Source organism: Mesorhizobium sp. B3-1-8 (assembly GCF_006439495.1).
Lineage (GTDB): Bacteria > Pseudomonadota > Alphaproteobacteria > Rhizobiales > Rhizobiaceae > Mesorhizobium.
The window spans coordinates 1-23792 of sequence record NZ_VFTK01000062.1; the positions used below are offsets into that span (position 1 = coordinate 1).

The following is a 23792-nucleotide window of genomic DNA, read 5'->3' on the forward strand; positions in this document are numbered from 1 at the left end:
TCAACCGATTGGCGCTGACCGTTGTGATGGTGTGGCTCTCCAGCGATCCGTCCGCTTTCTTGTAATCAACGGTCTCGGTGGTGCTACCGTCCGCATTGAGAACGGTGGTATCGACCTTCGAGCGGCTGGTGGTCGCGCCAACGGCGGCCCAGGTCATGGTCTTCACAAGGCCATTGGCACTCGTGACGACAACGGTCTTGTCCTTGACCGCGCCGACCGCATCAAGATCGGTCATGGTCTGGGTCTTGCTGCCGTCAGTGTTGAGCACGATGGCATCGGTGGTCGACTGGTCGATCGTACCGTTGCCGTCGAGATCGGTGGCAAGGGTACTCAAGAGACCATTAGCGCTCACCGTTTTCGTCGCCGACGACGTCAGAACGCCGGATATGTAGGTCTGATTGACAGTCGTCGTTGAGCCGTTGGCGTTGAGAACGGTTGAACTTGTTTCGTCGACAAGGCCGTCGCCATCGAGATCCCTAGTCGTCGTCACCGTATTGCCATCACCGCTGGTGACGGTCTGATGGCGGGCGATCTGGGCAGCGTTGGCATTGAGCACCGTGACGGTATCGGTCTGCGCCCCGTCGGCGCTAAGCGTCGTGACGGCGGTGCTGGTCCGGTCGATCGTGCCGTTGCCGTCAGGGTCGGCCTGAACCGTCGCAATCAAACCGTTGGCGCTGGTCGTGGTGATCGTCTTGTCGATTAACGCGCCGTTCCCTGCGAGCGCCGAGACAGTTCGGGTCGTTGAACCGCCAGCATTCAGCACAGTGGCATCGCTCAACTTCCTCTCGACAGTGCCATCTCCGTCGGCGTCCATCTGCGTATCGATGCTCAGGCCATTGGCCGACATGGCGGCGATCGTCCTCGACAGCAGCGTGCCATTGTTCGAGGTCGTCGATGTTGTCGTGGTATGGGTGCCCGAGGTCGCGATGTCGGTCGAGGTCTGCGTGACGATGTCGTAGGTGCCGTCGCCGTTGACGTCTTGTTTGACGGTCTTGGTCAGACCGTTGCCGGAGATGGTCGTTTCCATCTTCGCGTGAAGTGTGCCGTTGATGTCGGTATCGGACACCGTAGTAACTTGGCTGCCGTCAGCGTTCTCGACATCCACCTGGGTTCGATCGATCTTCGTATCGCCATTGGCATCGATCTTGGTGGTCGTCGTCTTGCGGTCGGCGCTGATTTTCACCTCGGTCTTGGCCAGAACGGCCCCACTGGTGCTCGTAGTCGTCGAGGTGACGGTACGGCTGCCATCGCCGCCAAGGACTGTTGCGGTCACATTCGTCCGGTCGACAGTTCCGTCGGCATTGATGTCATCCTTTTCGGTCTGCGAGAGGCTGTCAGCGCTCGTTGTGAGCGCGGAACTGCCGATCAGCGCGCCGTTCGCGCTCCTGGTCGTGACGGTTCGCGTGCGATTGTTAGAGGCGTCGGTCGTCGTCACGTCCGCGACAACGGTGTCGTAGGTCCCGTTGCCGTCGATGTCGGCCTTGCTGGTGATCGACAGGCCATCGGCTGATGTCTGATCAAAGGTGCTGCCGGCCAGTGAACCGTCAGGATTGTAAAGGTTGGCCGTCGAAGTCGTCACGCCGGCGCCGTCGACAGCGATTGTCTTGACCGCGTCAACATGACCGTCGCCGTCGGCGTCGGCCGAGATCGATATCGTCTTACGATCGGCGCTGGTGTTGGTGGTCGAACTGGCAAGCAGGGAACCGTCGCGGCTCTTGGTCTGCTGGGATTCGGTAAGACTGCCGCCAGCGCCGACCACCGTCACATCTGACGAAACCAAATCGAAAACCCCGTCGCCATCGAGGTCGGTCGAAACGGTCTTTGCCAATCCATCGTCGCTGGTCGTCGCGACCGTCTTGCCGATTAATGCGTTGGTAGAACTGTAGGAGGTAACGGTCGTGATCGAAACGCCATTGGCGCCGGTCGTGATCGCGCTGACGTCTCTCGTTTCGTATGTCCCGTTGCCGTCGAGGTCATGCGACACTGTCTTGGTACGACCATCGGCGCTGGTGACAGTCTGCTCCTTGTCGATCAGCGCGCCGCTGCTGCTGGTTTCCGCCACCGTCTTGGTGCGCGTGCCATCGCCCGCAACCACCGTGGTTTCCGTGCTGGTAAGATCGTAGGTGCCGCCGCCGGTCGAATCGCTCTGGATCGTCTTCATGAGACCGCCGGCGGAAGACGTAGTCGTAACCTTGCGAAGCAAGGTACTGTTTTTGCTGTATTCCGAGACCGTCGTTATGGACGATCCATCAGCGTTCCTCACAAACACCTGCGTCTGCTCGTTGACGCCGTCGCCATCTTGATCAAGCGCCGTCGTCACTGTCGTCTTGTCGGCACTGGTCGTCGTCGTGGTTCTCTCAGCAAGCGAGCCATCAGTCTTGAAATCACTGACGACGCGTTGGCGAACACCGGCCGTGATCGTCGCCACGTCGGTCTGCGAGCGCTCATACGTTCCGTTACCATCGTCGTCGAACTGCGTCGTCGTCGACAGCCCGTCGACGCTCACCGTGACCCGGTTCTGGAACGCCAGCGTGCCATCCTTGTCGTAGCCGCCAAGCGTCGTGGTCTTCGACCCATCACCGTTGCTCATAGTCGTGGTCTTGATAATGTAACCGTTGGCGTCAGAGGCCAGTACGGCGTCGCCCACGGCACCGGTGGTCCCATCGGTCCTGGTATAGGTCGCGATGCCGGTAATCGCCGAGCCATCAGCAAAGTTCTCGCCGCTGCCCGTCGCAGTCAGGCCGATCGAGGCAATGCCCAGCGAAGCCAGCGACACCAGCTGGCCGTCGACCATCACCTTGAAGTCGGCCCAGCGATCGTCGCCAGCGTCGAGCATGCCGTTGTGATTGGTGTCGAAAACGCTTTTCAGCGCATCGAGATCGCTGGTCGCCGTTTGGTCCCACTCTGTGAACACGAATTCATTGGAGCGGCTGATCTTGCCATCGCCATCGGCATCGAGCACCAGCACTCCCGTGCCTGCATGAGCCCAGGCGACTCTATGCTGATAGCCGTCGCCATCAAGATCGATGAACTGCGATGATGACGACAACGTGTCGACGTCGAGCCCGTTGCCGGAGAGGTCAAGAAGAACCGGAACCGCCGGATGACCGCCGGATCCGGGCGTCGACGACGTACTTGTCCTACCTACCCCAGTACCGCTCTCTTTCGAGCCTGACGAACCGGCACCTGCGCCAGGACCGGGACCATGTTCTGATGGCGAATCCTGGCCACCGTATCCCGAATAACCCCCGCCACCGGAACTCGTCTTACCGCCACCGGAGCTTCCTCCGGCACTTGAATTTCCGGTGTTACCTGAACCGCCTCCCCGAGATGGCGAACCGTTGCCCCCACTACCGCCGGCGTAGCCAGGCATTGAGGCTCGATCCGCAGCTCGTGCGTCTGCCATGGAACCGGGCTTAGGTCCGGCCGAAGGCCCAGCGTATGTGGGCTGAGACCCAAGCTCGGCTGCGCGTCCTGCCGCCATCGAGCCTTGGCCAAACGCCGCAGCTCCTGGTCCAGCATATCCGGGCTGAGACCCAAGCTCCGCTGCACGCCCTGCCGCCATCGAACGTGGGCCAAATCCAGGAGGGGCGTCGCTAGGCGTGCCGATACCGTTTTGCGGAGGACGGTTTGGATCTCTAGGTTCATTGTAGCCGGTGTTAGGCCCAGTGTAACCCGTTTCCCCCCAGTTCATGGTAGCTGGATCGTACACCTTGTACGGGTTCGGATAGCCCGGCGGCACGTCAACTAGTGCATACGGCTGATTTGGAGGGTTCGGCAGTGTGGTCTCAACGTAAGGCGTTGCCGTAACAGCGTACGGCGTGTACGTCATTGGCACATATCCAAATGGAGTTACTGTCTGGGGAGGAAACGAGGTTGGCGGGGTATAGAAGTGCTGATCGAAATCGAGACCTGCGGCAATACTTGCCACCGTTTGACTGTAATTAACAACACCCGGAGTGCTGACTGTTATTCCAGCAGACAGCCCGACCTTACCGTTGGTATCAGCCTGGACACCCGCGCTGGCATTAGCCACTCCTATCGACATTCCCGCTCCGGCAAAACCAGTAACGGTTCCGTCCTTTGCAGCAGAGACCGAAAATTGACCCGCTCCTATTTGGGCGTTAGCACTGTAGCTGCTACCTAAATCGTTAACACTCCCGCTAACTGGAGATCCGCTGTTACTATTATTGGAATTGCTACCACGATTACCAAAGAAACCGCCCATAAAAATCCCCTATCGTTTGCTGACAATTCTTCATACAGCGCTTTGTAAAATAGTCATGTCTTCCTCAAAGCGGCCTCTATCTTTTCTACCGCATCTTTTGCTCCGCTATGACCTTGCGCAGAAGCCTTCTTAAGCCATTCCATGGCAAGATCAGTGTTCTGCTCGACACCTATTCCTTTGAGGTACATCAATCCTACATTGAACTGGGCTTGCGCATTGTCCTGCTTCGCGGCCTTCTGATACCAATAGAAAGCGAGATTGTAGTCTTTACTTATGGATTGACCAGCAAGATAAGCTGTAGCCAAATTTATTTGCGCTTCGACATTCCCCTGATCTGCCGCTCTAGTGGACCACAGAACACCGTCGCGACCGCTTTTGGGCAGGCCCTTCCCAAAGAAATAAGCGTATCCGAGGTATTGTTGAGCCTCCGACAGCCCTTGCATGGCGGCACTACGCCACAGTTCGGCGGCTTTTGCGTCGTCGTGAGGCACCCCCTTTCCCCATGAGTAGAGAAGCCCGAGATTCAACTCTGCAATCGCCATGTTCTGATTTGCCGCCTTGGCCCACCATGTGGCTGCCTTCGCGTAGTCCAATGGCACTCCAAGGCCTCTCGAATAAAGGAAGCCAACGTTAAACTCTCCCGCAGCATCACCAGCGTTAGCAAGCTCCTCCCACTGCCTGTAAGCCTCCTGATAATCATTGTTCTTAAAGGCGGCCTCTGCCTCGGCGGCGCCGGCAAAACATCCGACCTTGGAATAGACCAACGCGGAGATGCACAAAGCGACCATTAGAAGCGATCCGTAGAAACTCTGTCTCAATTTCATCACCGCACCTCCTACTTGCTTAGCCATGCCTTCCAGAATGAATGCCTGCTTTTCACCCAGATGAGTAGCTGAAGGTAATGCCAAGCAGTTCATCACCTTTCATGAAACGCTTCATCCGTCATCTCCATCAGCGGATCGAGCAGAAACTCAAGCACCCGCCGATTGCCGGTCTTCACTTCCGCTGTCACCGACATGCCGGGCGTCAGCGTCACATCCTCGCCCTCAACCCGTATCCATGTCTCGTTGAGTGCAATGCGCAGCGGAAACACCAACGGTCCCGACGTGTCGTGCGTCGTCTCCTGTCTGGCGCCTGATGCCTGCTGCGACGCGCCCGCCGGGATTGCGTCGTTCGACACTGTCAGCACCCTGGCGTCGAGCGTGCCGTAACGCGTGAACGGGAAGGCCTCGAGCTTGACCCGCGCCTCCTGCCCCTCATGCACAAAACCCTTGTCGCGGTTGAGCAACATGGCCTCGATCTCAAGCTTCGTGCCGTCGGGTACGATCACCATAAGCTTCTGGCCAGTCTGCACCACTTCGCCCAGCGTGTTGACCTCCAGTTGCTGCACGCGACCGGCGACGGGCGATTTCAGCACGCTGGAACGTTCGAACAGCTCGGCCTTAGCGAGATCCTGTTGCAATTCGCCGATCGAGCGGTCAACCTCGATCAGCTCGGTGTTGACCTTGTCGAGATAAGTCTCTCGGCGCTCGCGCTTTTGCGCCACCAAAGTCTGCACCGTGGCTTCCAACTCAGCCACCTGGCCTTCTCCATCGACCGCCGCCATCAATTGGTCCTGCTCGCCTTGGCGCGCCTCGATCGTGCTGGTCTTGATCCCGACCTGACGCTTTTCCAACTGTTCGTACACATCCAGCCTGTCGCCCGCGAGGTTCACCAGCTTACGGCGTTCAACGAGGGTGCGGTTGCCGCGCCCGATCTCAACGCGCTTCTGCGCGATTGCGGCCTCAAGGCTCGCCTGTTCCGCCTGGTAGGCAGCAAGCGATTGCCGCATCTGCTGGCGCTGCAGGTAGATGAGTGGCTTCGGCGCGTCGGCGGGCGCTACGAAATCGGCATCGGCCGGGCCGGTATTTTGCGCCACCGCAGCCACCAGCGCTTCGAGTCGCGCCTCGGAGACCTTGGCGGCCTCGAGATTGCCGGTAAGTTTCCGCCGCTCGGCGGCGTATTCGGACGGGTCAAGCTCGACCAGCACCTCGCCGGCCTCGACATGGGCCCCGAGCTGGGTATGCAGCGCCTTGACCGTGCCGGTGATCAGCGGCTCGATGACCTGCACCTTGCCGATCGGGATCAGCTTACCCTGCACTGTGGCGTAGGTGTCGATGCGGCCGAACCACGACCAAGCGAGCGCGCCGGTGGCAAAGACCATAATCAAGGCCGCGAAGATGCGCGCGGCCGGCGAGGCCGGCGTCTCCAGGATCTCGATCGCGGCGGCCTGGAACTCGCGCTCATGGCGGTTCAGCGCCGGGCGTTTCGTGGCCGCCTCCCGCGCCAGCCCTTCCTTCACGGCGTTCCAGTAGCGGCCCATGGTCTATTCCGCCGCCTCCTGTTGAGGCGCTGCCGGCCGCTGCTCGGCCTGCAGGCGGTGGAGCTGGGCGTAGCGGCCGCCCTTCAACAACAGCTCCTCATGCGTGCCCTGCTCGGTGATGCGGCCGGCCTCGATGGTAAAAATGCGGGTGGCGTCGCGCAAGGCGGCCAAGCGGTGCGCTATGATAAACACGGTGCGCCCCTTCGCCATCTGCCGCATGTTCTGCTGGATGACGTACTCCGACTCGTAGTCGAGCGCGCTGGTCGCCTCGTCGAAGATCAGGATACGCGGATTGGTGACCAGCGCACGGGCAATGGCGATGCGTTGGCGCTGGCCACCAGAAAGGTTGGCGCCGCGCTCCTCCAGCACTGTGTCGTAGCCGGATTTAAGCTGGACGATGAAGTCATGCGCGCCGGAGAGTTTTGCAGCCTCGATGACGCGGTCCAGCGGCAGCGCCGGGTCGGCCAGCGCGATGTTTTCGCGCACCGTACGACGGAACAGGATATTTTCCTGCAGTACCACGCCGATCTGGCGGCGCAGGCTGCGCGGGTCGATCAGTGCCAGGTCGACGCCGTCGATCAGCACCCGGCCGCGCTCCGGCACATGCAGGCGTTGCAGGAGCTTGGCGATGGTGCTCTTGCCGGAACCGGACGGCCCGACGATGCCGATGATCTCGCCCGGCTGCACCTCGAAGGAGACGTCGCTGAGGATCTCGCGCTCACCTGGCCTGTAGCGGAAGGTGACGTGGTCGAAGGCGGCATGGCCGACGACCTTGCGCAGCGAGCCCTGCCCCGCACCGCCGGAGAGCTCAACCGGGGCGTTGAGGATGTCGCCGAGCCGATCGACCGAAATGCGCACCTGCTGCAGGTCTTGCCACAGCTGCGCCAGCCTGAGCACCGGGCCGGCGACGCGACCGGCCATGATGTTGAAGGCGACCAGCTGGCCGACCGTCATGTCACCGGCAAGCACCGCCTTGGCGCCGAACCACATGGTGGCGACGATCACCGCCTTGGAGATGAACTGCGCGGTGTTGCTGGCAAAGTTGGAGAGCCTGGCAGTCCGGAAGCCCGCCGCGACATAGCCGGCGAGCTGGTCCTCCCAGCGCCGCTGCATCTGCGGCTCGACGGCCATCGCCTTCAAGGTCTCGACGCCGACGATGGATTCGACCAGAAAAGTCTGGTTCTCGGCGCCGCGGTTGAACTTCTCCTCGATGCGGCGGCGAAACTCCGGCGTCACCGCCATCGACAGAATGACATAGGCGGGAATGGAGCAGACGACGATCAAGGTCAGCCAACCGCTGTAGAGATACATCACCGCCAGGAAGACGAAGAGGAACAGCACGTCGAGCAGCACGGTGAGCGCCGAGCCGGTGAGGAAGGCGCGGATGTTTTCCAATTCATGCACGCGCGCCACGGTCTGGCCGGTCTGCCGCGCCTCGAAATAGGCGATGGGCAGGCCGAGCAGATGGTGAAACAGTTTTGCGCCCAGCGCGACATCGATGCGGCTGGTGGTGTGGATGGTCGTGTAGGTGCGCAAGCCGGTGAGCAGCACCTCGAACATCGATACCGCCGACAGGCCGATGACCAGCACTTCCAGCGTGGTCAGGCCGTTATGCACCAGCACCTTGTCGATCACCAGTTGGAAGAAGATCGGCGAGATCAGGCCAAGCAATTGGACGAAGAACGAGGCCAAAAGCACTTCGGCGAAGATCCGGCGATAGCGGATGATCTCGGGGATGAACCAGGAAAAGTCGAAGCGCCTCGAGAATCCCTGCGCGAAGGCGCGGCTGGTCACCAGGATGACATGTCCGCTCCAGAGTGCGGCAAATTCCTCACGGGTCATCTCCCGCGGGGCGCCGACCTGCGGATCCTGCAGCAGCACCTTGCCGGCGGAAGCGGCCGCCAGAACGGCAAAGCTCCCGTCCTCCTTCTCGATAAGGACCGGTAGCGGTAATCGGTCCAGCCGCCTCGGCGACGGCTGAACGATCCGGGCCTTGAGCTTCAGCCGCTTCGCCGCCCTGACTATATCGACGCGATCGGCCATTCGCTCGCCAAGACCGAGATCGTGGCGGATGGCATCAGGGTCTGCAGGCTGGCGTAAATACTGGGTCAGCAGCGTCAAGCAAATGACACCACTGTCCAGTCCAGCCACTATGGGCGTGACGGAATTCACCTTCCCCCCGGAAGAAGCGCGGAATAGCGCTTACTCATTCATGCGCCGCTTCCATTTTGCGTGCAAGCAGGGGTGGTAGAAATATTTTGCCCGGCGCGTAACGCTAAGTATCGTGTAACATTAGAATATTTTAATATGCGCTACCGAGATGCACGATCCTGAGCGCGCTCACGTCGGCTGCGGACACAGACCAAAGGGCGCGACCTATGTGAGCGCCAATCAAGGCATGTCTATCGCTTTTGGGGGAGGCACGCCTGGCTCCAGCCTGAAGTAGTTGGACCGGCAAGGCGCCCAAGGGCGCCTGAGTAGCAAGTGATCGCGAAGAAGCAATAACCCGAGAGAAATGGAACAAGAGAGGCAGCGAGTTTGACCCGCGACCAGCAGTCTTGGAGACCGAATAGCCTTTGTGCATCTCGTTGATTACACATCGCTTATAGCCGATGTCGGATTTGATGTGCAAGGCTTTGTGTAACAAAATCGGACATTGCAAAGCCTTTTCCATCAGACGGAATGGAGAGCCGCCGTCAATCGCATCGCTAAGCACTTTTATGGTACTGTGCTTGCCAAAGGGACAACATTCGTGACCGACAACCAAAGCCCGATCAAGCCGCCCCAATTGCATCCACGCCGGGCGCTCTTGCGTGGCGCGGCCGAAGGCGTAGTCGAACTCATTCCCGGCGCAGGACTGCTGACGAATATTTTGGCCGTCACCCATCCGCCGGCTGAAGAGGCTGACAGACAGCGTTGGGAGCAAGATATCAGCCGTCGTTCCAACGAGCAGGATGAGCTGTTGAAGCGTGTCGTTGGTGCATTTCTGCGGATGCAAGCCAATCATACCCGAGCCAACGAGGCACGGCAGCTATCCTTTGTTCGGGGTGGAATGATAACGACGCTTGAGGCCGTGGCTCGCGATGGCCTTCTGCCGGATCTGCAGGTCGAACTGCGTCAAAAGCTTGAGGCGACCGCCACGGATGTCGAAGATCTGCTCCAGGGCCTCGACGCTGCGCTGTCAGGCATGAGCGATGACGAAAAGAACAAAGAATTTTCGGACACTCTGTTCGATACAGTGTTTGGCACATTCGGAAAATCAACAATTCGCAGGGAGATCGATTACCTTCTGCGGTCTGGGAATGCGTCTATTGATGAGCAAAAGCGGATCGCACAGGGCATCTGCAACACGGTTGATCGCTTCAACGACAACCTGGCGAAGTTGAGCAACTACGCTGCAGTTTCAGCAAACCTGTGATTCCGTCCGAGCACTGAGTGACGGCTATTTCGCAAGCCATTCAGCATAGGCGCTGATGTCAATCATCGGAACTGTGCCGCTGAACTGCAGCTGGGCGATCAGGTCGAACAGGAATGCGGTCGCAGGGCGATTGGCTGGAATAAGCTGATAGTCGCCGATGTTGCTGTCGTAGCGGAAGTTTCCATGAGCTGCCACGCAACCCATGTTCAGGCGCTGGTCGCCGACCCCCTTGTCCAAAGCCTTCTGCAGCGCCGCGCCGAGAGGCGGCGTCCAGTCACTGTCAAAGGTCAAAATGCCTCCGAGGATAGGGATTGGAGGCTTGGCCGGGTACGTTCCGCCGGCATGCGGGATCGGCAAGCTGGTCCGGTGAAGCTTGCGAACCGACTCAACCTTCTTCTGAGCATATTCGACCTGCTCGGCGTTGATCGCCTGCTTGGCCTCGAATACGCCATAGACGCTTTCAGCGGGGACGATGATCTGTCCTTCGTATTTGAAGATGAACGGGGAGTACTGGCGGTCAAAGATGACGATGTCGATCTGGTCGCTGAATTTGTCGTTGCTGTCGACCACGTGTGCCGTTTCTGCCTGGTAGCGCTGCGGCAGATAGGTCTGGAGCAGCTTCAGCCATACGGCCTCACTGGCGTTGCCCTTGGTGACAGGATGTCCGAAGACGGCCCGTGTCGTCTCCAATTTCTGCTGCATCTCGTTGTGCAGACCTTCGAGAAGCCTTGGCAGCGACCAGCTCATGAGACAGCTCCGTCCTGGAACGGCGGTGTCGCTGCCATCTGCATAGCAATTTCAACAGCGCGTGCAGGTTTGACGGGGTTACGCGGGTAGGCATCCAGCACGATCGACGGCAGCAGCCTTTGAACTATATCGGAAAACGTGAACCCGAGTGGGCTATCTTTACGGGCGCCCGTTGCCGTGACGAGTTTCTCGATATCACCCGGCGAGAAGGCAAGTTCAGAGAGTGCGGTGGTCAACAGTGAGCGACGTTGTTCCGTATTGGGCCTGCCAAATGCCAGAATGTCTGCGGCCCGGCGCTTGACGGCCGGATCGAGCGCGCTGAGGCGGTTGGTGCACATAATCACCGCCGCCGGGAGCGCAGCATTGGCAATCCGGTCGATGCCGCGGATGAAAGCGTTTACACCCGCACGATCCTCGTGGTGCATCTGGGCATTTTCGCGAGATTGTGCGAGTGCATCTGCTTCGTCAACCAGCAGGATGATGCCGCCACGCGCACGCCCGGACGCACCCTTCAGCTTCGACGCTTCCGAGATGGCATAGTCGAAGGCCGACGTGATCAGCTGGGTCATCTCTCCGACACGACCCTGCCCTCGCGCCGAAAGGCTTAACGGAAGCAAGGTGATTTCGATATCCTCCTGGCGCGCCACGGCGTCGCCAATCGTTTCCGCCAGTTCGGTTTTTCCGGAGCCGACGTCACCGGCAAGCACGACCAGGGGCGGGCGCCGCAGAACGGTCGTCAATAACGATTTCATCTGTGGGTGGTACTGCTTCGCCCAGGCGTCAAGGCCGCCCGGATTGACCAGCAGCGACAGAACCTTGGTGAGGCGGGTTTTCTGATCATCAAGTCCGACGAGTCGCGAAAGTCGGTCGCGCGCCGAAAAATCGGGATATGTGATCCGGCGTTCGAAAATGCCTTCGGTCGGGGTCATGGCGTTCATCAGAATGTCCTTACTGTTGATCGGTTCAGGGCACGGCCACCGGCTGAATAAACGCGGTCATCACTGAAATAACCCGAGACGCTCGGCTGCTCGGCGCCTCCCCTGATGAACGGCAGGCCGAGCGCCTCTCGCTCGGATGTCGAGAGCGCGAAATACGCACTCGTATAGGTCATGTATGTGTAAAAGGAAGCACCGGCGACGTCGGCACCCGGTCGGATTTTGCCAGGATCGTCGTCGACACCACCGACACCGCTCAACTCCTGCGCGGTGTACCTGAGGGTGGGTTCAATCCAGGCGTCGCCTCGCTTGAAACCGTAGGTCACGGTCTCCACCAGTTTCTTTTTCAGCATGACGACGAGCTCCTGCTCAAACTCGGTTATGCTGGAATCCGAGGGGACGCCATAAAACCGCTGCATGCGCTTGAGGTCAGTGGCGACCTTTGCCGCGATATGCTGGGCATGGGTGACGGTGAAGGTCGTTGTGTCGGTGTATGTGAAACTCTGGGTCATTGGTTTATACCTGGAATGCCGAGCCGAAGACTTTTTGCCAGTAGGCGACGGTTTCGCCCTTGGTGGGCGCCGCCCGTGCCGCGTCGATGGCGTCGCCAGCGTCCAGCGCGGCTTCGACGATCGCCTCGATATTCTGGGCGCTATAGAGCCGGCTGACATTGTTCAGCGCGTTGACCGGGTCAATGATCTGCATCGGCTCGGCGAAACTGCCCACGGTTGAAGGCTTGTAGTAGTCAGCAAAAACGATCTTTTCGCGCAGGTTGCTGGTGGCGATGTAGGTGAAGAACGCCTGCAAGGCCTCGGGATAATCCGAGAAGTCAGCACCTTTGTCTTGCAAGTGCGCAAGGATCATCTCGACCATGAAGGACTTGAAGCGAAAGCCCTCTCGCTCCCGTTTCATAACACGGGTCCAGTACTTCGCAAGCCGCACCACCTGGGCAAAATGCGTTGCCTGCGCCGTCTTGCGCTTGCGGGCAAACTCCAGGTGAAGCGGGATACTTGTCTTCAGGAACGTTCCGTCATCCTGGCTCACCAGGTTGCCGTACCACTGCAAATCCCCTTCATACAGGATCGGCACCACATCGACGTCGAGGCCAGAGCCGCGGAATGACACCGTCACGCTGTATGTCTGCGGCTTGACCTGATCGGGACTGAAGTTCGGAAAAGCCTTCCGTAGCCGCTCCGCAAGATATTGAAGGAGTGCGCTGACGTCCTTAGGAGCGTTTGCACCACTGATATAACAAGCGACGTCGATATCGTTCAGGGAGCGGAGTGCCGTCCCCTTCGCAAGGCTCCCGGACAGCAGCATCTTTCGGAGCGTAAAGTCCGGATGCTCATCAAGATAACCCTCGAGCTTTTCCCGGAGACGCCGCGCCTGGGCCCGATATTCGTCGGCCTTGTCCTTGGGCAGGTTCACCTTTTCATCCGCGAAACGCGCGATGTCGGCGTGGGCAACATGAAGAAGGCTCATCGATTTATGTTTTCCTTGCCCTTGTCGGGTTAGACATGAGATACATGTCTATATATAGGCGACCCATTAAGGGTCGTCAAGTTCAACATGCCGGAGTCGACAATGCCCGACGAACCCCTCCCCTCCGTGATTTTCCAGCAGCGTCTGCGCAAAGCGCGCGAAATTCGGGGCTGGAGCCAAAGCGACCTGGCCACCAATGCAGGAATGCCGTCCAGCTCAATCGCACACTTCGAGACGGGGACCAGAAAGCCGTCATTCGATACACTGAGACGTCTGGCCAATGCGCTGGACATGACCACCGACTTTTTACTTGGGCGGGTTGAGGATCCAGGTCTGGCCGAAGCCGGCGACCCGCTTTACCGCGACGTGGGCAAACTAAGTGGTAGCGATCGCGAGATTGCGCGGGACTTTCTAAAGCTTCTCGCCGAACGGAATGCCAAGAAAGGCGAATAGCCAATGAGCAAAGGTTTCCGGCTGCTCCTGGCGAGACAGGAGGCCGAAAAATTCCTGAAAGAGGAAGGGATCACGACGTTACCTGTCGATCCGTTCGCCATCGCGAAGAGCCGCGGCATAACGGTGGAAGGGAAGCCTGAAAGCGCCGAAGGTGTTTCCGGGATGCTACTGCGTTATGGGGACACTTTTGGCATCATCTATGGCACGCATATACCCTCCACCGGGTTTCAACGTTTCAGCGTCAGCCATGAGCTCGGGCATTACTTCTTGCCAGGTCACATGGATCACATCCTTCCAAAAGACGGGGCGCACGTCTCTAGGGCCGGATTTGTCACCGCCGATTCTTACGAGTTGGAGGCTGACCATTTCGCGTCCGGCCTGCTGATGCCGACCACCCCTTTCAAGCGGGCGATTGGTCGCTCCGATCCAGGCCTGGATGCCGTCATAGCGGCGGCCGAACTGTGCCAAACTTCTCTCACCTCAACAGCCATTCGGTTTGCAGGACTGACGGATGCCGCTGTCGCGGTCATCCTCAGTACCGGAAACATGATCGACTACTGCTTCCTTTCGGATGCAATGAAATCGTTGCCGAAGTTGGATTGGTTGCGGAAAGGCTCGCCAGTTCCCGCCGGAACGGCCACAGCTGCACTCGCCAGCAACCCTCAGCGGGTATTCGGCGGAGACCGCATCGGCGAGGAAATCGATGTCAGAGATTGGCTGGGCGGCACGCGGACGGCGACAGTCAGCGAAGAGTCAATCGGTTTAGGCAACTACGGCAAGGTGCTTACCGTTCTGGTTTCCACCGAAATAGGCCAAGAGGACGAGGAGATAGAAATCTCCGAGGAGGAAGACTTTATCGAGAGCTGGACGCCTAGATTTCGGCGGTAGCAGGTACGCCCGAGGCTTCCGAAGGATTTTCGACAGCCAAGTCGATACCGAAGCGCTTCTCGGCAAACCGAAGCAGGCAATAGCGCATGATCCTTTCAAGCCCGATGAAAGTCGGCGCCATGTAAAGAGCCCGCGCAAAGGCCGCATCCGCTACAACGGGTCGGCCAATTTGAACCTCGTCGTTGCTTCGTCCAGGAGCTATCCATCCACCATATGATTCCCCGGAATGGACATACTTGCTGCGGAGGTCGTACGCAGCACCGAGACGATCGCCGACATCTTCGCGCTTGAGTTTGCCGAATTCGTGCTGGGCTTCTGTTCGCGCAAAAAAATCGTTGTCCAGAAACGAATTGAGAACATGCCGAAATCTGCGTTTCACTTGATAGAGACGTGAGCGCAATAGCCGAGCGGCCCTGCCGCCGTCTGCGAGACCGCTCGCAACCTGCTCAAGAATGTCTTTCAGTTGATCATCGAGCAGATCTGCGTCGGAAACGTCTTCCGCGCCCGCTAGGATCTCGCCTGCCATCGTAAGATGGAGGTAGGCGACCTCTGGATCGCTATCCACATTGCCGACTGCACGGTAGTAGAACTGGCAGGCTGCGTTGAACCGGCGCACTGCGTCGACATCCTCGATTTCGCCTTGAAGCAAGCTGTGGATGCGTCGAATTTCCGAAAAATTCAGTGGGATCGGGATGTCGATTCGGGGAGAATCGCTGTTATGGGGACTGCCTATCCGGTAGGGAACGCCGTAAGCACTAACGTCTGGCAAGCCAAACCGCCCGTGGGACTCCACAATGCCAAGGTTGTCAAACCGCTTGCCGAAGAGAACTGCAAGATAGGCGCCGACATGATCTCCGACATGCTCATAGTTGGGTATGATTGTCCCAGAATGCTTGGATGGCTCGGCGGCTACGAAGGAAATGACCAACGCGGTTCGCTTCGAAGCTCCAACAACTGAAGTACGCATCATACCCGGCCAAGCCAGATTGATGGCCACGCCGTCAGCTTCGTATTCTCCGACAAACCTGGCGGTAGAAGAACTCAGGAGGCGATGGATAGTCGGATCCGGGCGTAGTGTCATAGAATCACTCTGGCACACATCGGACATCGGCGTCACCGGCTCACTTCCCGACGGTGTAGCAAACGTCCCTTGTGATCGGTGAAATGGGGCGGTTACACCAAAGTTACATGGATTGGTAGCTGTCAAAATATTCTAATGCAACTAATTGAAAAATCTGGTGCCGGCAGAGAGGATCGAACTCCCGACCTTCGGTTTACAAACGGCCCTAGGCTAATATTACCGTAATACCGAAATATGTAATCATTTGTTATTTCGTCATTTTATGACACTCAGTCAATATCATTACTTCACTTCCCATGTAACATTTGCTATAAATCGGTTACATGGAAGTTACATGAAATGCCCAAGATATTTTTGACTGACGAGACTGTTTTTGAAGCGATTTGCCCAGCTGATAAGGACCAGGAGTTTTTCTGGGACTATGCGGTAGCTGCCAATGGCCAAATTCACAATGGTTCGGTTTCTGGATTGGGGCTTCGCGTCACCGCGCTTGGCCACAAGGCCTTCGTCCACGGCTATCGATTTAACGGCAAGCGTTGCCGAAGCGTACTGGGCACAGCAACGGTCCTGAGTGTGGCTTCGGCGCGGCTTGCAGTCATCAATCGGGAACAGGAACTCAAGGCCGGCAAGGATCCCGACCTGGACCGCATCGATCCGCGTCGGAAGCACTTTCAGACAATCGCGGAGGTCATCGACCGCTATTGGGAGAGCCACGTCCGTGAGCTTTCAGAGGGGGTCAGATACTCTTTCACGTCCTTCGTGGGAAAGTGGCTAAGACAGGACAACGCAAACAATAAGCGGGGCTACAACCAGCGGAAGGAATACACAGCTTTCGGGACAATGTTTGCCGACAGATCCCTAGCGTCTATCAGGCCGACGGATGTGGAACGGTTCCAAGCGCAGTTCGCCTCACCGCATGTGTATAACCGGGCCTTGGGACACGTGTCGGCGCTGTTCAACTGGGCAATCCGCATGCAGATCGTGGATATGCGCAATCCGTGCCATCCGCTTAGGAAGAAGAAGATTATCCGTCGTCGCCGCGACTACTCAACCGAGCAAATCCGGCAGATAGCGGCCCATGTCTTCTACCCGGCTGTGGAAGTCCTACCGGAAGTCGACCACCTCGAAGGGCTGGCCAAACGCGACATGGCGCTGCGAAAGGCATGGCTGGTGACAGTCAACGACCAGATGCAGGAACTCTGCAACTACATGGGGATCCTGTTTCTGACCATGGCCCGCCCCAGCGACCTCAACAAGGCCGAGTTCGACCATTTCGACTTGGAGAAGCTGGTCTGGCATAAACACAACACCAAGGGTATTCAGCTATCGCGCTCCATCTACGAGTACGCCTACCGTTCGGTGCCGATCCATTCCCGGGTTGCCGGGATGGTCCAGGCCCAACGCCTCCGCTGGCCAGATAGCAACCTGCTGTTCCCGTCGCACACAGACATAACCCAGCCACGCGACAACTTCCGCAAGGGGCTGGACCGGTTCAAGGCCCTCCCCGGCGTGCCGGCGTATTTCCAGCTCTATGACCTCAAGCGGATTGCGATTTCGCTGATGCTCACCGGCCAAGGAGTATCGCACGAGGCGATATCCCACTACGTGGACCATAAGGGCAACCTTGAAACCACCATGATCTACGATCTTGGCTTGGTCGATCCCCTCCGCCCGGTGACCGAACGGCTGGGCGTCCTACTCGGCATCTAGCGCTTGACGTCATTTTTCAGCTGTGACGCAATGAACGGGTGCTGATCTCTCAGCGCCATCCCCTTACAGAAAGTCAGATTCATGGAAGCCCTTCAGGCGGTCGTGTTGTCGAGCGCACAACTGCGCGACATGTTGACGGAAGCCGCAAAGCAAGGCGCGGTGCTCGCGGTCCGAGAACTTCGCGCGGACCTTCACCAGTCGCCAGAAGATACCACATTGCAAAGGCTTCGCGGCTATCTCGCCGACCCTGCTTCCGTTTCCAATCCGAATGATCATTGGGCGGACAGCGGTATCATTCGCCGGATTCAGACAACCGCTCGGGGCAAGCCAAAATCAACGGCCTGGTTCATGAAGTTTCAAAGGCAAACTGGTCTGAACGAGTGTTTGAGTCGGCAGAGCCCGGCGTTCGGCCGCCGCAGGGAATGGACATTCGTCGATATCAGCCGCGCATGGGGCGCATACTATCGCCAACGATAGACCTCAGTCTTCGTCGTCTTCGATAACAGCCCGCCGAATTGCCGAATTCGCATACTGATGCAGGGACTCATACAGTTCGTAAGCCGCCGAAAACCGTGGCGTTTTCGCAAGCATCTCCTCCGTCTTCCGTTGGAGTGCCAAATCTTCCGGGAATGGCTGGCCAGGCGTCCCCTGACGCATTCCGGAAACTGCAGAGCAATAGAGCTCACTGCCCACCATCCGGTATGTTTCGGGACCCTCCTGACGCGCACGTTCCAAAAGGTCTGCAACGAAAGGCGATTGCAAAAAAACAAAATCCTGATCGGCTTCGCGGACAATTGTGGCAAGAACCGTGAGGTCGTCGGCTGTCGATGCGGCGAGCCACTCTTCGAAGAAAGCGACAATCTCCGCGTCGAATGGGCCGAACATCGCCTCGAAGAGGTTCCGGGAATGATAGCTGAACATGCCTCGTTGATCGAAATTCCGTAGCATCCATTGGGCTACCTCCTTCATGACGCTCGTACCCTCGGGGGACTTGCGGAACCGCAGCCTTTCGTGAACCCAGGGGCCATAGTTGCAAGGCCGCATATGACCGTTGTCGGCAGCTTCTACTCTGCGCATGAAAAAGCGCGCACATTCCCATGGATGACTCTCGGAAAGGTGCGCGAGGAATTTGTCCAACCAATACCCATCGAGTTCAGGTAATGTTTCGATCCTCCCCAGCAAAGATTCAACGTCATCCTTGCTGAGAGCCCCAATTTGAAGCTTGGCCCCAAATTCGAAAAGTGTGGCGATCTCATCGGCAACCCGCGCCGTTGGAATTGAAGCGATCCGCACCAAACCTAGCGCTAGATCGTGGTTCCACTCCGCCAAGAATCGCAAAGCGCGCACAGCGGTGAGAACGACCCACTCGCTCGATGAGCCAAGCAGCGTAGAAATGTTGCGGAGGTCTTCGGACGTAACCCAGCCTTGTTCGAACTTCTGATTTTGATAGGCGTTACCTACGGCTGCGAGCAGGTCATCACGCCCGTTCTCGATAAACGCCGCGATCCGCGCTCTGCCGGCGGCACGATCGTCCCGAAATACCTTCCCGAGGGCATATCCAGAGAACCGGTGAACCTCGCAATTCGACGCAAGCAGCGCCCCATCGGCAAGGGCTTCTGCAAACCCTGGCGATTTGTCGATTAGCCTAAGTACTGGGACCTCCACTGTGGTGGATCTTCCCCGTTTGCTCGTCACCAACGCTTGGAGTCGGTCCTCGACAAAAGCCACCCTGGCAGCAGCGTCCGACACTTTGGCTGTGAGGTCCGACACCAACGTGTCGAGAAAATTCTCCCAACGCTCATGATGGTCCTCCCGATCACCCAGGCGGTCCTCCATGCCATAGCCATCGACCAGCGCCCGAGTAAATCGTACGTCCAGATCATTCGAGACCAAATCCTGAATTTTGGCGGCTATCGCTGATAGCGGCAACTTGCCGAATTTTGCCTGCCAGTTCACTGCGCTGCTTATCTTCACTTGAACGAGCGGCGCAATTTCAGTGGTCGACATCGCCGCCAAGATCTTGTTTAGCGTCACCTCAAACTCGACAGTCCACCTGTCATGCAAGTCAGGTGTGGCATGGGCGCCCAACAGGCCAATCGGATGGCAAAGGGCATTTGAAAGACTTTCGGCCGCTCTCGCCGCTTTCCGCGTGTCCTTGTCGGCAAGCAAGCCAACGACGAGGTCAATCACCTTTTCCCGCATCGGCCGTACCGACTCAGGATCGATGAAAAACGGTGTCATAGAGATGCTATGGCCCGAGTATGAGCTGGAATGCCCTTCCGTGGCGAGCGCGCCGTCCAAGAAATCCAGCGGCGAAAAGCGACCGTTCCACGCATCCGCACGCTTCGACAGATCCAGGCCGAAATCGATCACCTTTCCAAGAAATTCGAATGATTTTCCCGGCTGAGGTTCAGCGAAGTCGGTCAGTATCCGTATCGGGTGGGCAGTTTCTGAATTTGTCTCTCGCCCGTCATTGCGGCCAAGCTCCCAAAGGCATTCCAGCGCCCGATGCGTGAACTGAAGGTTATATGCGGCATATTTGGCGATCTCTGCGAGTTGCTTCTGAAACTGCCCTTTGCGGATTAACTCCTCAACGAAAGTGAGTGCGCGCTTCGGCTGATAATATGCAACCGCCTGCACGGCCTTAATATGGGGATCGCGGTACTCTTGACTGGGTTTTAGCTTGGCCCAAACGCCGTCAAGAAGCGGACCGCCGTCGCTCGTGGCTACGCCTGCTCGGCGCCAATCGATCCTACCAACGTTGAGGAGCAGATTTTCTATGTAGGCTGCGGGAAGGACGTCGAAATATTGTTCAGCCAAGCCGTTGGATCGACCGTCCGGGCCCTCAAATCGAGATTCCACCAAATAATCACCGAGCACATCGGGCGACAATCGGTATTTGGCACCCCGTTTGAAGAGCACGCCGGCATCGATCAAAAGCCGCAGAAGGCGCTTCGTATCGGGGATGGAAACTTTGTCGACGGCTTCAAATGCAGCCAAAAGCCATTGGTCTTCGATCGAGATCGGCTGAACCAAGGCCAAAAAACCGAGCAGCTTTTGAAGGTCGCGAGGATTTTCGCGGTCTGCAAGATGGCCGGCGATCACCTTTTCAAAACGCCCGAACAGTGTAGTGCGGAAGCGCTCCTCGCTCCGGACAAACTCAGGATGGATACGCTCCTGAACCACGACCTGGGCACCCACTACCGTCGCGAGCGGGCAATCGTGGGTAAGGCGGGCAATATCAGCCGCGAGTTCGACTGGTCCACCCAAGTGTTCAAGCACTTGCCGGGCAAGCGACTCCGAATCCTCCTTGGAGAGAGGGAGTAGATCGATCTCCCTCAGCCGATCACCCGAAAACGAATAACTGCTTGCCTGGGCTCGGATATGCTCGACGCCATATCTTCGGGCGACAATGAGCAATTTGACGGTACTCGGATTTGCCGCCGCATGATTGAACAACGGCTGGAGATCGTCCCGATCGTGTGCATCGTCGACGACCAGGAGAAGGTTGCCAGAGCCCAGCTCCTCTAGAGACACCTTGGTAATCTCCATGGTCGGCGAGACAATCCTAATCCTGAGGACAGGCAAGTCGGCGGAGATTTGATCCAAGATTGCCTTCAACACTCGGGACTTGCCGCCACCGCCGGAGCCCTTAACCAGAACAACCCCTACATTTGGATTCTTGGTTGCCTCCAGCGCTGTCTCAAGGGCAGCGTCCCTGCCCACGAGCTGCCAAGTGTGATTGAACAGGGCTTCCTTGCGGGCAAAGGCTGCAAAGAAGTCCTGAGCGGTTTCCCACGGACTTGCCGGGGAAACGCCGAGGAGCGCCAGTTCCTGGCCCGCGAAATAAATGCGGACAATGCGCTTTTGCTCGGCGAGCGGCAGTTGCCGCATTTTGCGGGAGATGTCGTCTCGATCCCACAGCTCCCAGTTCGGATGCAGCGCAATTGCAGCTCGGGCATCTGGGCTGGCAGTTCGGGTGAGCAGGAGGAATTTTCTGTCTGCGCGCGTCGTGTCTTTCGCGACTGCATCATGGATCTTCTGGGGCCCAAACTCACGATGACGCTTGCATTGATAAGTCTGGCGCTCGCCATCCGACAGCACAGCGACAATGTCGATGCCATCTTGGGTATGTCCAGGGCCACCTTCACGATGAACCTTCGCGCCAGGATTCAGAGCCTCGATGAAATCGCTTGAGAAACGCTCGAAGTCGTCCGGTGACAATGCGTCGACAGGAAATGGCATCGCAAACGAAACGACGGCCTTCGGAACGGTGTAGCCTGCCGACTCCAGCAGCGCGTCACTGTTCGTTTGCAAAACCGCCGCCAGATTGGCGAATTCGTTTATGCGCGGGCGAGACAGCCCCGCTTCCCAGCGGCTCACGGTTTGCTGGCTCGCCCCAATTTGCGACGCCAATGCGGCCTGACTGACGATACCCGCCCGAACCCGGCATTCGGCCAACAACCGGCCGAATGCAATGTAGCGGCGAATCATACTCTTTTTCTGTGTGCTCATAGACACACACATTAATTGTGTGCGATAACTGCGTCAAGGCTTGGAGAAGGTGATGCTGATTTCTATTGGACCGCGAAAACCGCAATTGACAATCAAAGCAGCGCATGTCCGGTTCGATAAGGGGCGTGATTTCCCCTTTGGCATTTGACGCCCGCAAAGGTGCGCCATGCTTGTGCCGTAAAACGCAACACGAGGGCAACCGGCTCAAGCTGTCATCTGAACCCGGAATTTGCTGAAAGCTACCGATCCAATGGACAAGATCACAATCGACTTCTGGGGTTTTGCAATAACGGCTGAAGGGTTCTACGGCGTCTTGGCCGCGTCAGTGCTGGTGTTAGTCATCATAGTCTTGTTGAAGGTCGGAAGGCGTTGGAGTGCCTGAGCAAGATTCTTACCGTTGGCGGGACATCGAAGCCGGCCATGCGGCGGGAATTGACATTTGCTGACATCAAGCTGGCATGAGATGTTTGCGGCCGCAAAAGGGTAAGAGGCGGCGGAAGTGATAGTCGAAGAACGCAGGTATCCGGGCGAGCTAGCCTCCCCGCAGCAGATTCACGAACTGGCGGACGGGTACCACAAAGCGGCAACAATGCTCCTTCAGCTCGGCCGCCCTCGCAAGCCACTTACCCGAGCACCTTTTAGGCTATCGGCAATCCATGCGATCGAACTCTATCTGACCGCGCTATTGCTGCACTGTGGGCAAAATCCCAATCGAATCCGCAAACTGCAGCACGACCTGTCGGCACGTACGGAACTGGCTCTGGAAGCAGGGCTGTGCCTTCGCACGAAAACGGCCAGCCATCTTCGGTCCCTCAGCCAGAACCGGGAGTATCTCGTCACGCGCTACGGCCCCGAGCTCGCCGCAACGGTTTCGCAGATCAACCGTCTCACCGCCACCCTTGAAGAGGTGGCGGCAAAGGTTACGATCTTGATCGCAAAGTCCCCCAGGCAGCAGGTAAACCCAGTTGCCGCCGGAGAGGTTCAAGTCCGAGATTCAGCAGCTTCGTTGTCTGCGGCGCCCGCCAGTTGAGCGACATGAGGCATCAGAAATACATCAACGAGGTACGCGGCGTAGTCCAATGAGATCGGCAGCATGGACGCGGTGATTTCATTGTCGATATAGCTCTCGGCATCCCAATAGCTTCGAGTCAGCTCCTCGTTGGCCGGCTCCATCCGCTCGATAATCCTTTCGAAAGCAGCGTTAGCGGCATCGATAAGCACAGTACGATCGGTCCCGGTGACAGGCAGGGACGCAATAACGGCATGGGAATCCATGACGATGTTTCCTTATGGGAATGGCGGTCTCTTCCCTCAGCATTTTCGGTCGCCACGCCGACGCTGGTTTCTTAGTACGGTGGCTAATCAAGGCGCCAGGCGCCACCCTATGCTCACATGCGCACATCCAAGATACGCGCGATTTCCACAGATGCAATTCAAAGCATAAGGACGCCGGTCGAAAATTAAGGCAACAGAGCGATACAGCCTGACCATTGTCAGGCGCGGCCGCCAGATTGGGACGGGCGCCGACCAACGGGCATTGCAGAGATCGTCCGTAATCCGCGTATCAGCCGCCCAGTCGGCTAGACGTGTGTAGCCGACACGCGCCGCCCCCGTCATCGGAATCGAGCGCCTGTTGCCGAGATCCTTCAGAAGGCCGAAATAGGCAGCGTATGTCCCCTCCACGGGGCGCAGAGGAACCGTGACCCAAGCCGCAGTGGCACCGAAGCGTCCGGCGAGCAGATGAACCTGGTGGAGCGCCAGGGCGGTTATGTCGCCGGCAGTCGCGCCCTGCTCCTTCATTCGCCTGTTGATGCCACCGGGCACCAGGACGCAGTTATAGGATGCGTTCAGCCCACCCACATCACGTTCCTCGTTTCGGGATTTCACGCCGATGAAGGTAAGCGTCGTTCTCAGGCCACGGCCTTGATTTCCGGCTTGGCGATGTAGGTCCAGGGCAGGAGTTCGTTAATTTG

At 58.0% G+C, this 23792-nt stretch carries 17 protein-coding genes and 1 pseudogene; 7 read left to right on the forward strand and 11 right to left on the reverse strand.

Features of this window, described 5'->3' with window-relative positions; genetic code table 11:
- From FJ424_RS32220 to FJ424_RS32235, 4 genes and pseudogenes are all read right to left on the reverse strand, one after another.
- Positions 1-2968 (reverse strand): annotated as a pseudogene (locus tag FJ424_RS32220) (adhesin); the annotation flags it as partial.
- Between the two features lie 1313 nt (positions 2969-4281).
- Positions 4282-5136 carry a tetratricopeptide repeat protein gene (locus FJ424_RS32225; protein WP_181182262.1) on the reverse strand — a complete coding sequence of 285 codons (855 nt, stop codon included), beginning with the start codon at positions 5134-5136 and terminating at the stop codon, positions 4282-4284.
- A gap of 8 nt (positions 5137-5144) precedes the next feature.
- Positions 5145-6590: an HlyD family type I secretion periplasmic adaptor subunit gene (locus FJ424_RS32230; protein WP_140659811.1), complete on the reverse strand. Its 1446-nt coding sequence runs from the start codon at positions 6588-6590 to the stop codon at positions 5145-5147.
- Positions 6591-6593: 3 nt separating this feature from the next.
- Positions 6594-8762 (reverse strand): type I secretion system permease/ATPase, encoded by a 2169-nt coding sequence (locus FJ424_RS32235; protein WP_281405454.1) that lies wholly within the window; start codon positions 8760-8762, stop codon positions 6594-6596.
- Positions 8763-9342: 580 nt separating this feature from the next.
- On the opposite strand from FJ424_RS32235, the gene FJ424_RS32240 reads away from it, so the two are divergent.
- Entirely contained in the window at positions 9343-10008 is a 666-nt protein-coding gene (locus tag FJ424_RS32240; RefSeq protein WP_140659810.1) for a hypothetical protein, read from the forward strand.
- Positions 10009-10032: 24 nt separating this feature from the next.
- On the opposite strand, the gene FJ424_RS32245 is transcribed toward FJ424_RS32240, so the two are convergent.
- The 4 genes from FJ424_RS32245 to FJ424_RS32260 are packed head-to-tail and all read right to left on the reverse strand — an operon-like array spanning position 10033 to position 13172.
- A complete protein-coding gene (locus FJ424_RS32245) occupies positions 10033-10755 on the reverse strand; it encodes a DUF6602 domain-containing protein (RefSeq protein WP_140659809.1) in 723 nt (240 codons plus the stop codon).
- Positions 10752-11693 carry an AAA family ATPase gene (locus FJ424_RS32250; protein WP_140659808.1) on the reverse strand — a complete coding sequence of 314 codons (942 nt, stop codon included), beginning with the start codon at positions 11691-11693 and terminating at the stop codon, positions 10752-10754. Before FJ424_RS32250 ends, FJ424_RS32245 begins: the two co-directional genes overlap by 4 nt.
- The gene (locus FJ424_RS32255; RefSeq protein WP_140659807.1) at positions 11693-12202 is read right to left on the reverse strand and encodes a hypothetical protein; all 510 of its coding nucleotides are present in this window, start codon (positions 12200-12202) and stop codon (positions 11693-11695) included. The genes FJ424_RS32250 and FJ424_RS32255 overlap by 1 nt, the downstream gene beginning before the upstream one ends.
- A gap of 4 nt (positions 12203-12206) precedes the next feature.
- Positions 12207-13172: a CBASS oligonucleotide cyclase gene (locus FJ424_RS32260; protein ID WP_140659806.1), complete on the reverse strand. Its 966-nt coding sequence runs from the start codon at positions 13170-13172 to the stop codon at positions 12207-12209.
- 102 nt (positions 13173-13274) lie between these two features.
- Here FJ424_RS32260 and FJ424_RS32265 point away from each other — a divergent pair, with 102 nt between their 5' ends.
- Together FJ424_RS32265 and FJ424_RS32270 are read left to right on the forward strand one after the other, a co-directional pair.
- Complete coding sequence (locus FJ424_RS32265; RefSeq protein WP_140659805.1) at positions 13275-13625, forward strand: helix-turn-helix transcriptional regulator; 351 nt, start codon at positions 13275-13277, stop codon at positions 13623-13625.
- Positions 13626-13628: 3 nt separating this feature from the next.
- Positions 13629-14513, forward strand: coding sequence for an ImmA/IrrE family metallo-endopeptidase (locus FJ424_RS32270; RefSeq protein WP_140659804.1), 885 nt, complete (start codon positions 13629-13631; stop codon positions 14511-14513).
- Here FJ424_RS32270 and FJ424_RS32275 read toward each other — a convergent pair.
- Complete coding sequence (locus FJ424_RS32275) at positions 14497-15510, reverse strand: HEPN domain-containing protein (RefSeq protein WP_140659803.1); 1014 nt, start codon at positions 15508-15510, stop codon at positions 14497-14499. The two genes, FJ424_RS32270 and FJ424_RS32275, sit on opposite strands and share 17 nt — an antisense overlap.
- Positions 15511-15933: 423 nt before the next feature.
- Between FJ424_RS32275 and FJ424_RS32280 the strand changes: the two genes are divergently transcribed.
- Positions 15934-17304: an integrase family protein gene (locus FJ424_RS32280; protein ID WP_140659802.1), complete on the forward strand. Its 1371-nt coding sequence runs from the start codon at positions 15934-15936 to the stop codon at positions 17302-17304.
- An 81-nt stretch (positions 17305-17385) separates the two neighbouring features.
- Positions 17386-17781, forward strand: a complete 396-nt coding sequence (locus tag FJ424_RS32285; protein WP_140659801.1) for a hypothetical protein — start codon at positions 17386-17388, stop codon at positions 17779-17781.
- A gap of 3 nt (positions 17782-17784) precedes the next feature.
- On the opposite strand, the gene FJ424_RS32290 is transcribed toward FJ424_RS32285, so the two are convergent.
- Complete coding sequence (locus FJ424_RS32290; RefSeq protein WP_181182261.1) at positions 17785-21798, reverse strand: helix-turn-helix domain-containing protein; 4014 nt, start codon at positions 21796-21798, stop codon at positions 17785-17787.
- A 520-nt stretch (positions 21799-22318) separates the two neighbouring features.
- Here FJ424_RS32290 and FJ424_RS32295 point away from each other — a divergent pair.
- Positions 22319-22849: a hypothetical protein gene (locus tag FJ424_RS32295; RefSeq protein ID WP_140659799.1), complete on the forward strand. Its 531-nt coding sequence runs from the start codon at positions 22319-22321 to the stop codon at positions 22847-22849.
- Here FJ424_RS32295 and FJ424_RS32300 read toward each other — a convergent pair.
- Positions 22801-23094, reverse strand: a complete 294-nt coding sequence (locus FJ424_RS32300) for a hypothetical protein (RefSeq protein ID WP_140659798.1) — start codon at positions 23092-23094, stop codon at positions 22801-22803. The genes FJ424_RS32295 and FJ424_RS32300 overlap by 49 nt on opposite strands.
- A gap of 465 nt (positions 23095-23559) precedes the next feature.
- Here FJ424_RS32300 and FJ424_RS32305 point away from each other — a divergent pair, with 465 nt between their 5' ends.
- The gene (locus FJ424_RS32305) at positions 23560-23766 is read left to right on the forward strand and encodes a hypothetical protein (RefSeq protein ID WP_140659797.1); all 207 of its coding nucleotides are present in this window, start codon (positions 23560-23562) and stop codon (positions 23764-23766) included.
- The last annotated feature ends 26 nt before the right edge of the window (positions 23767-23792 follow it).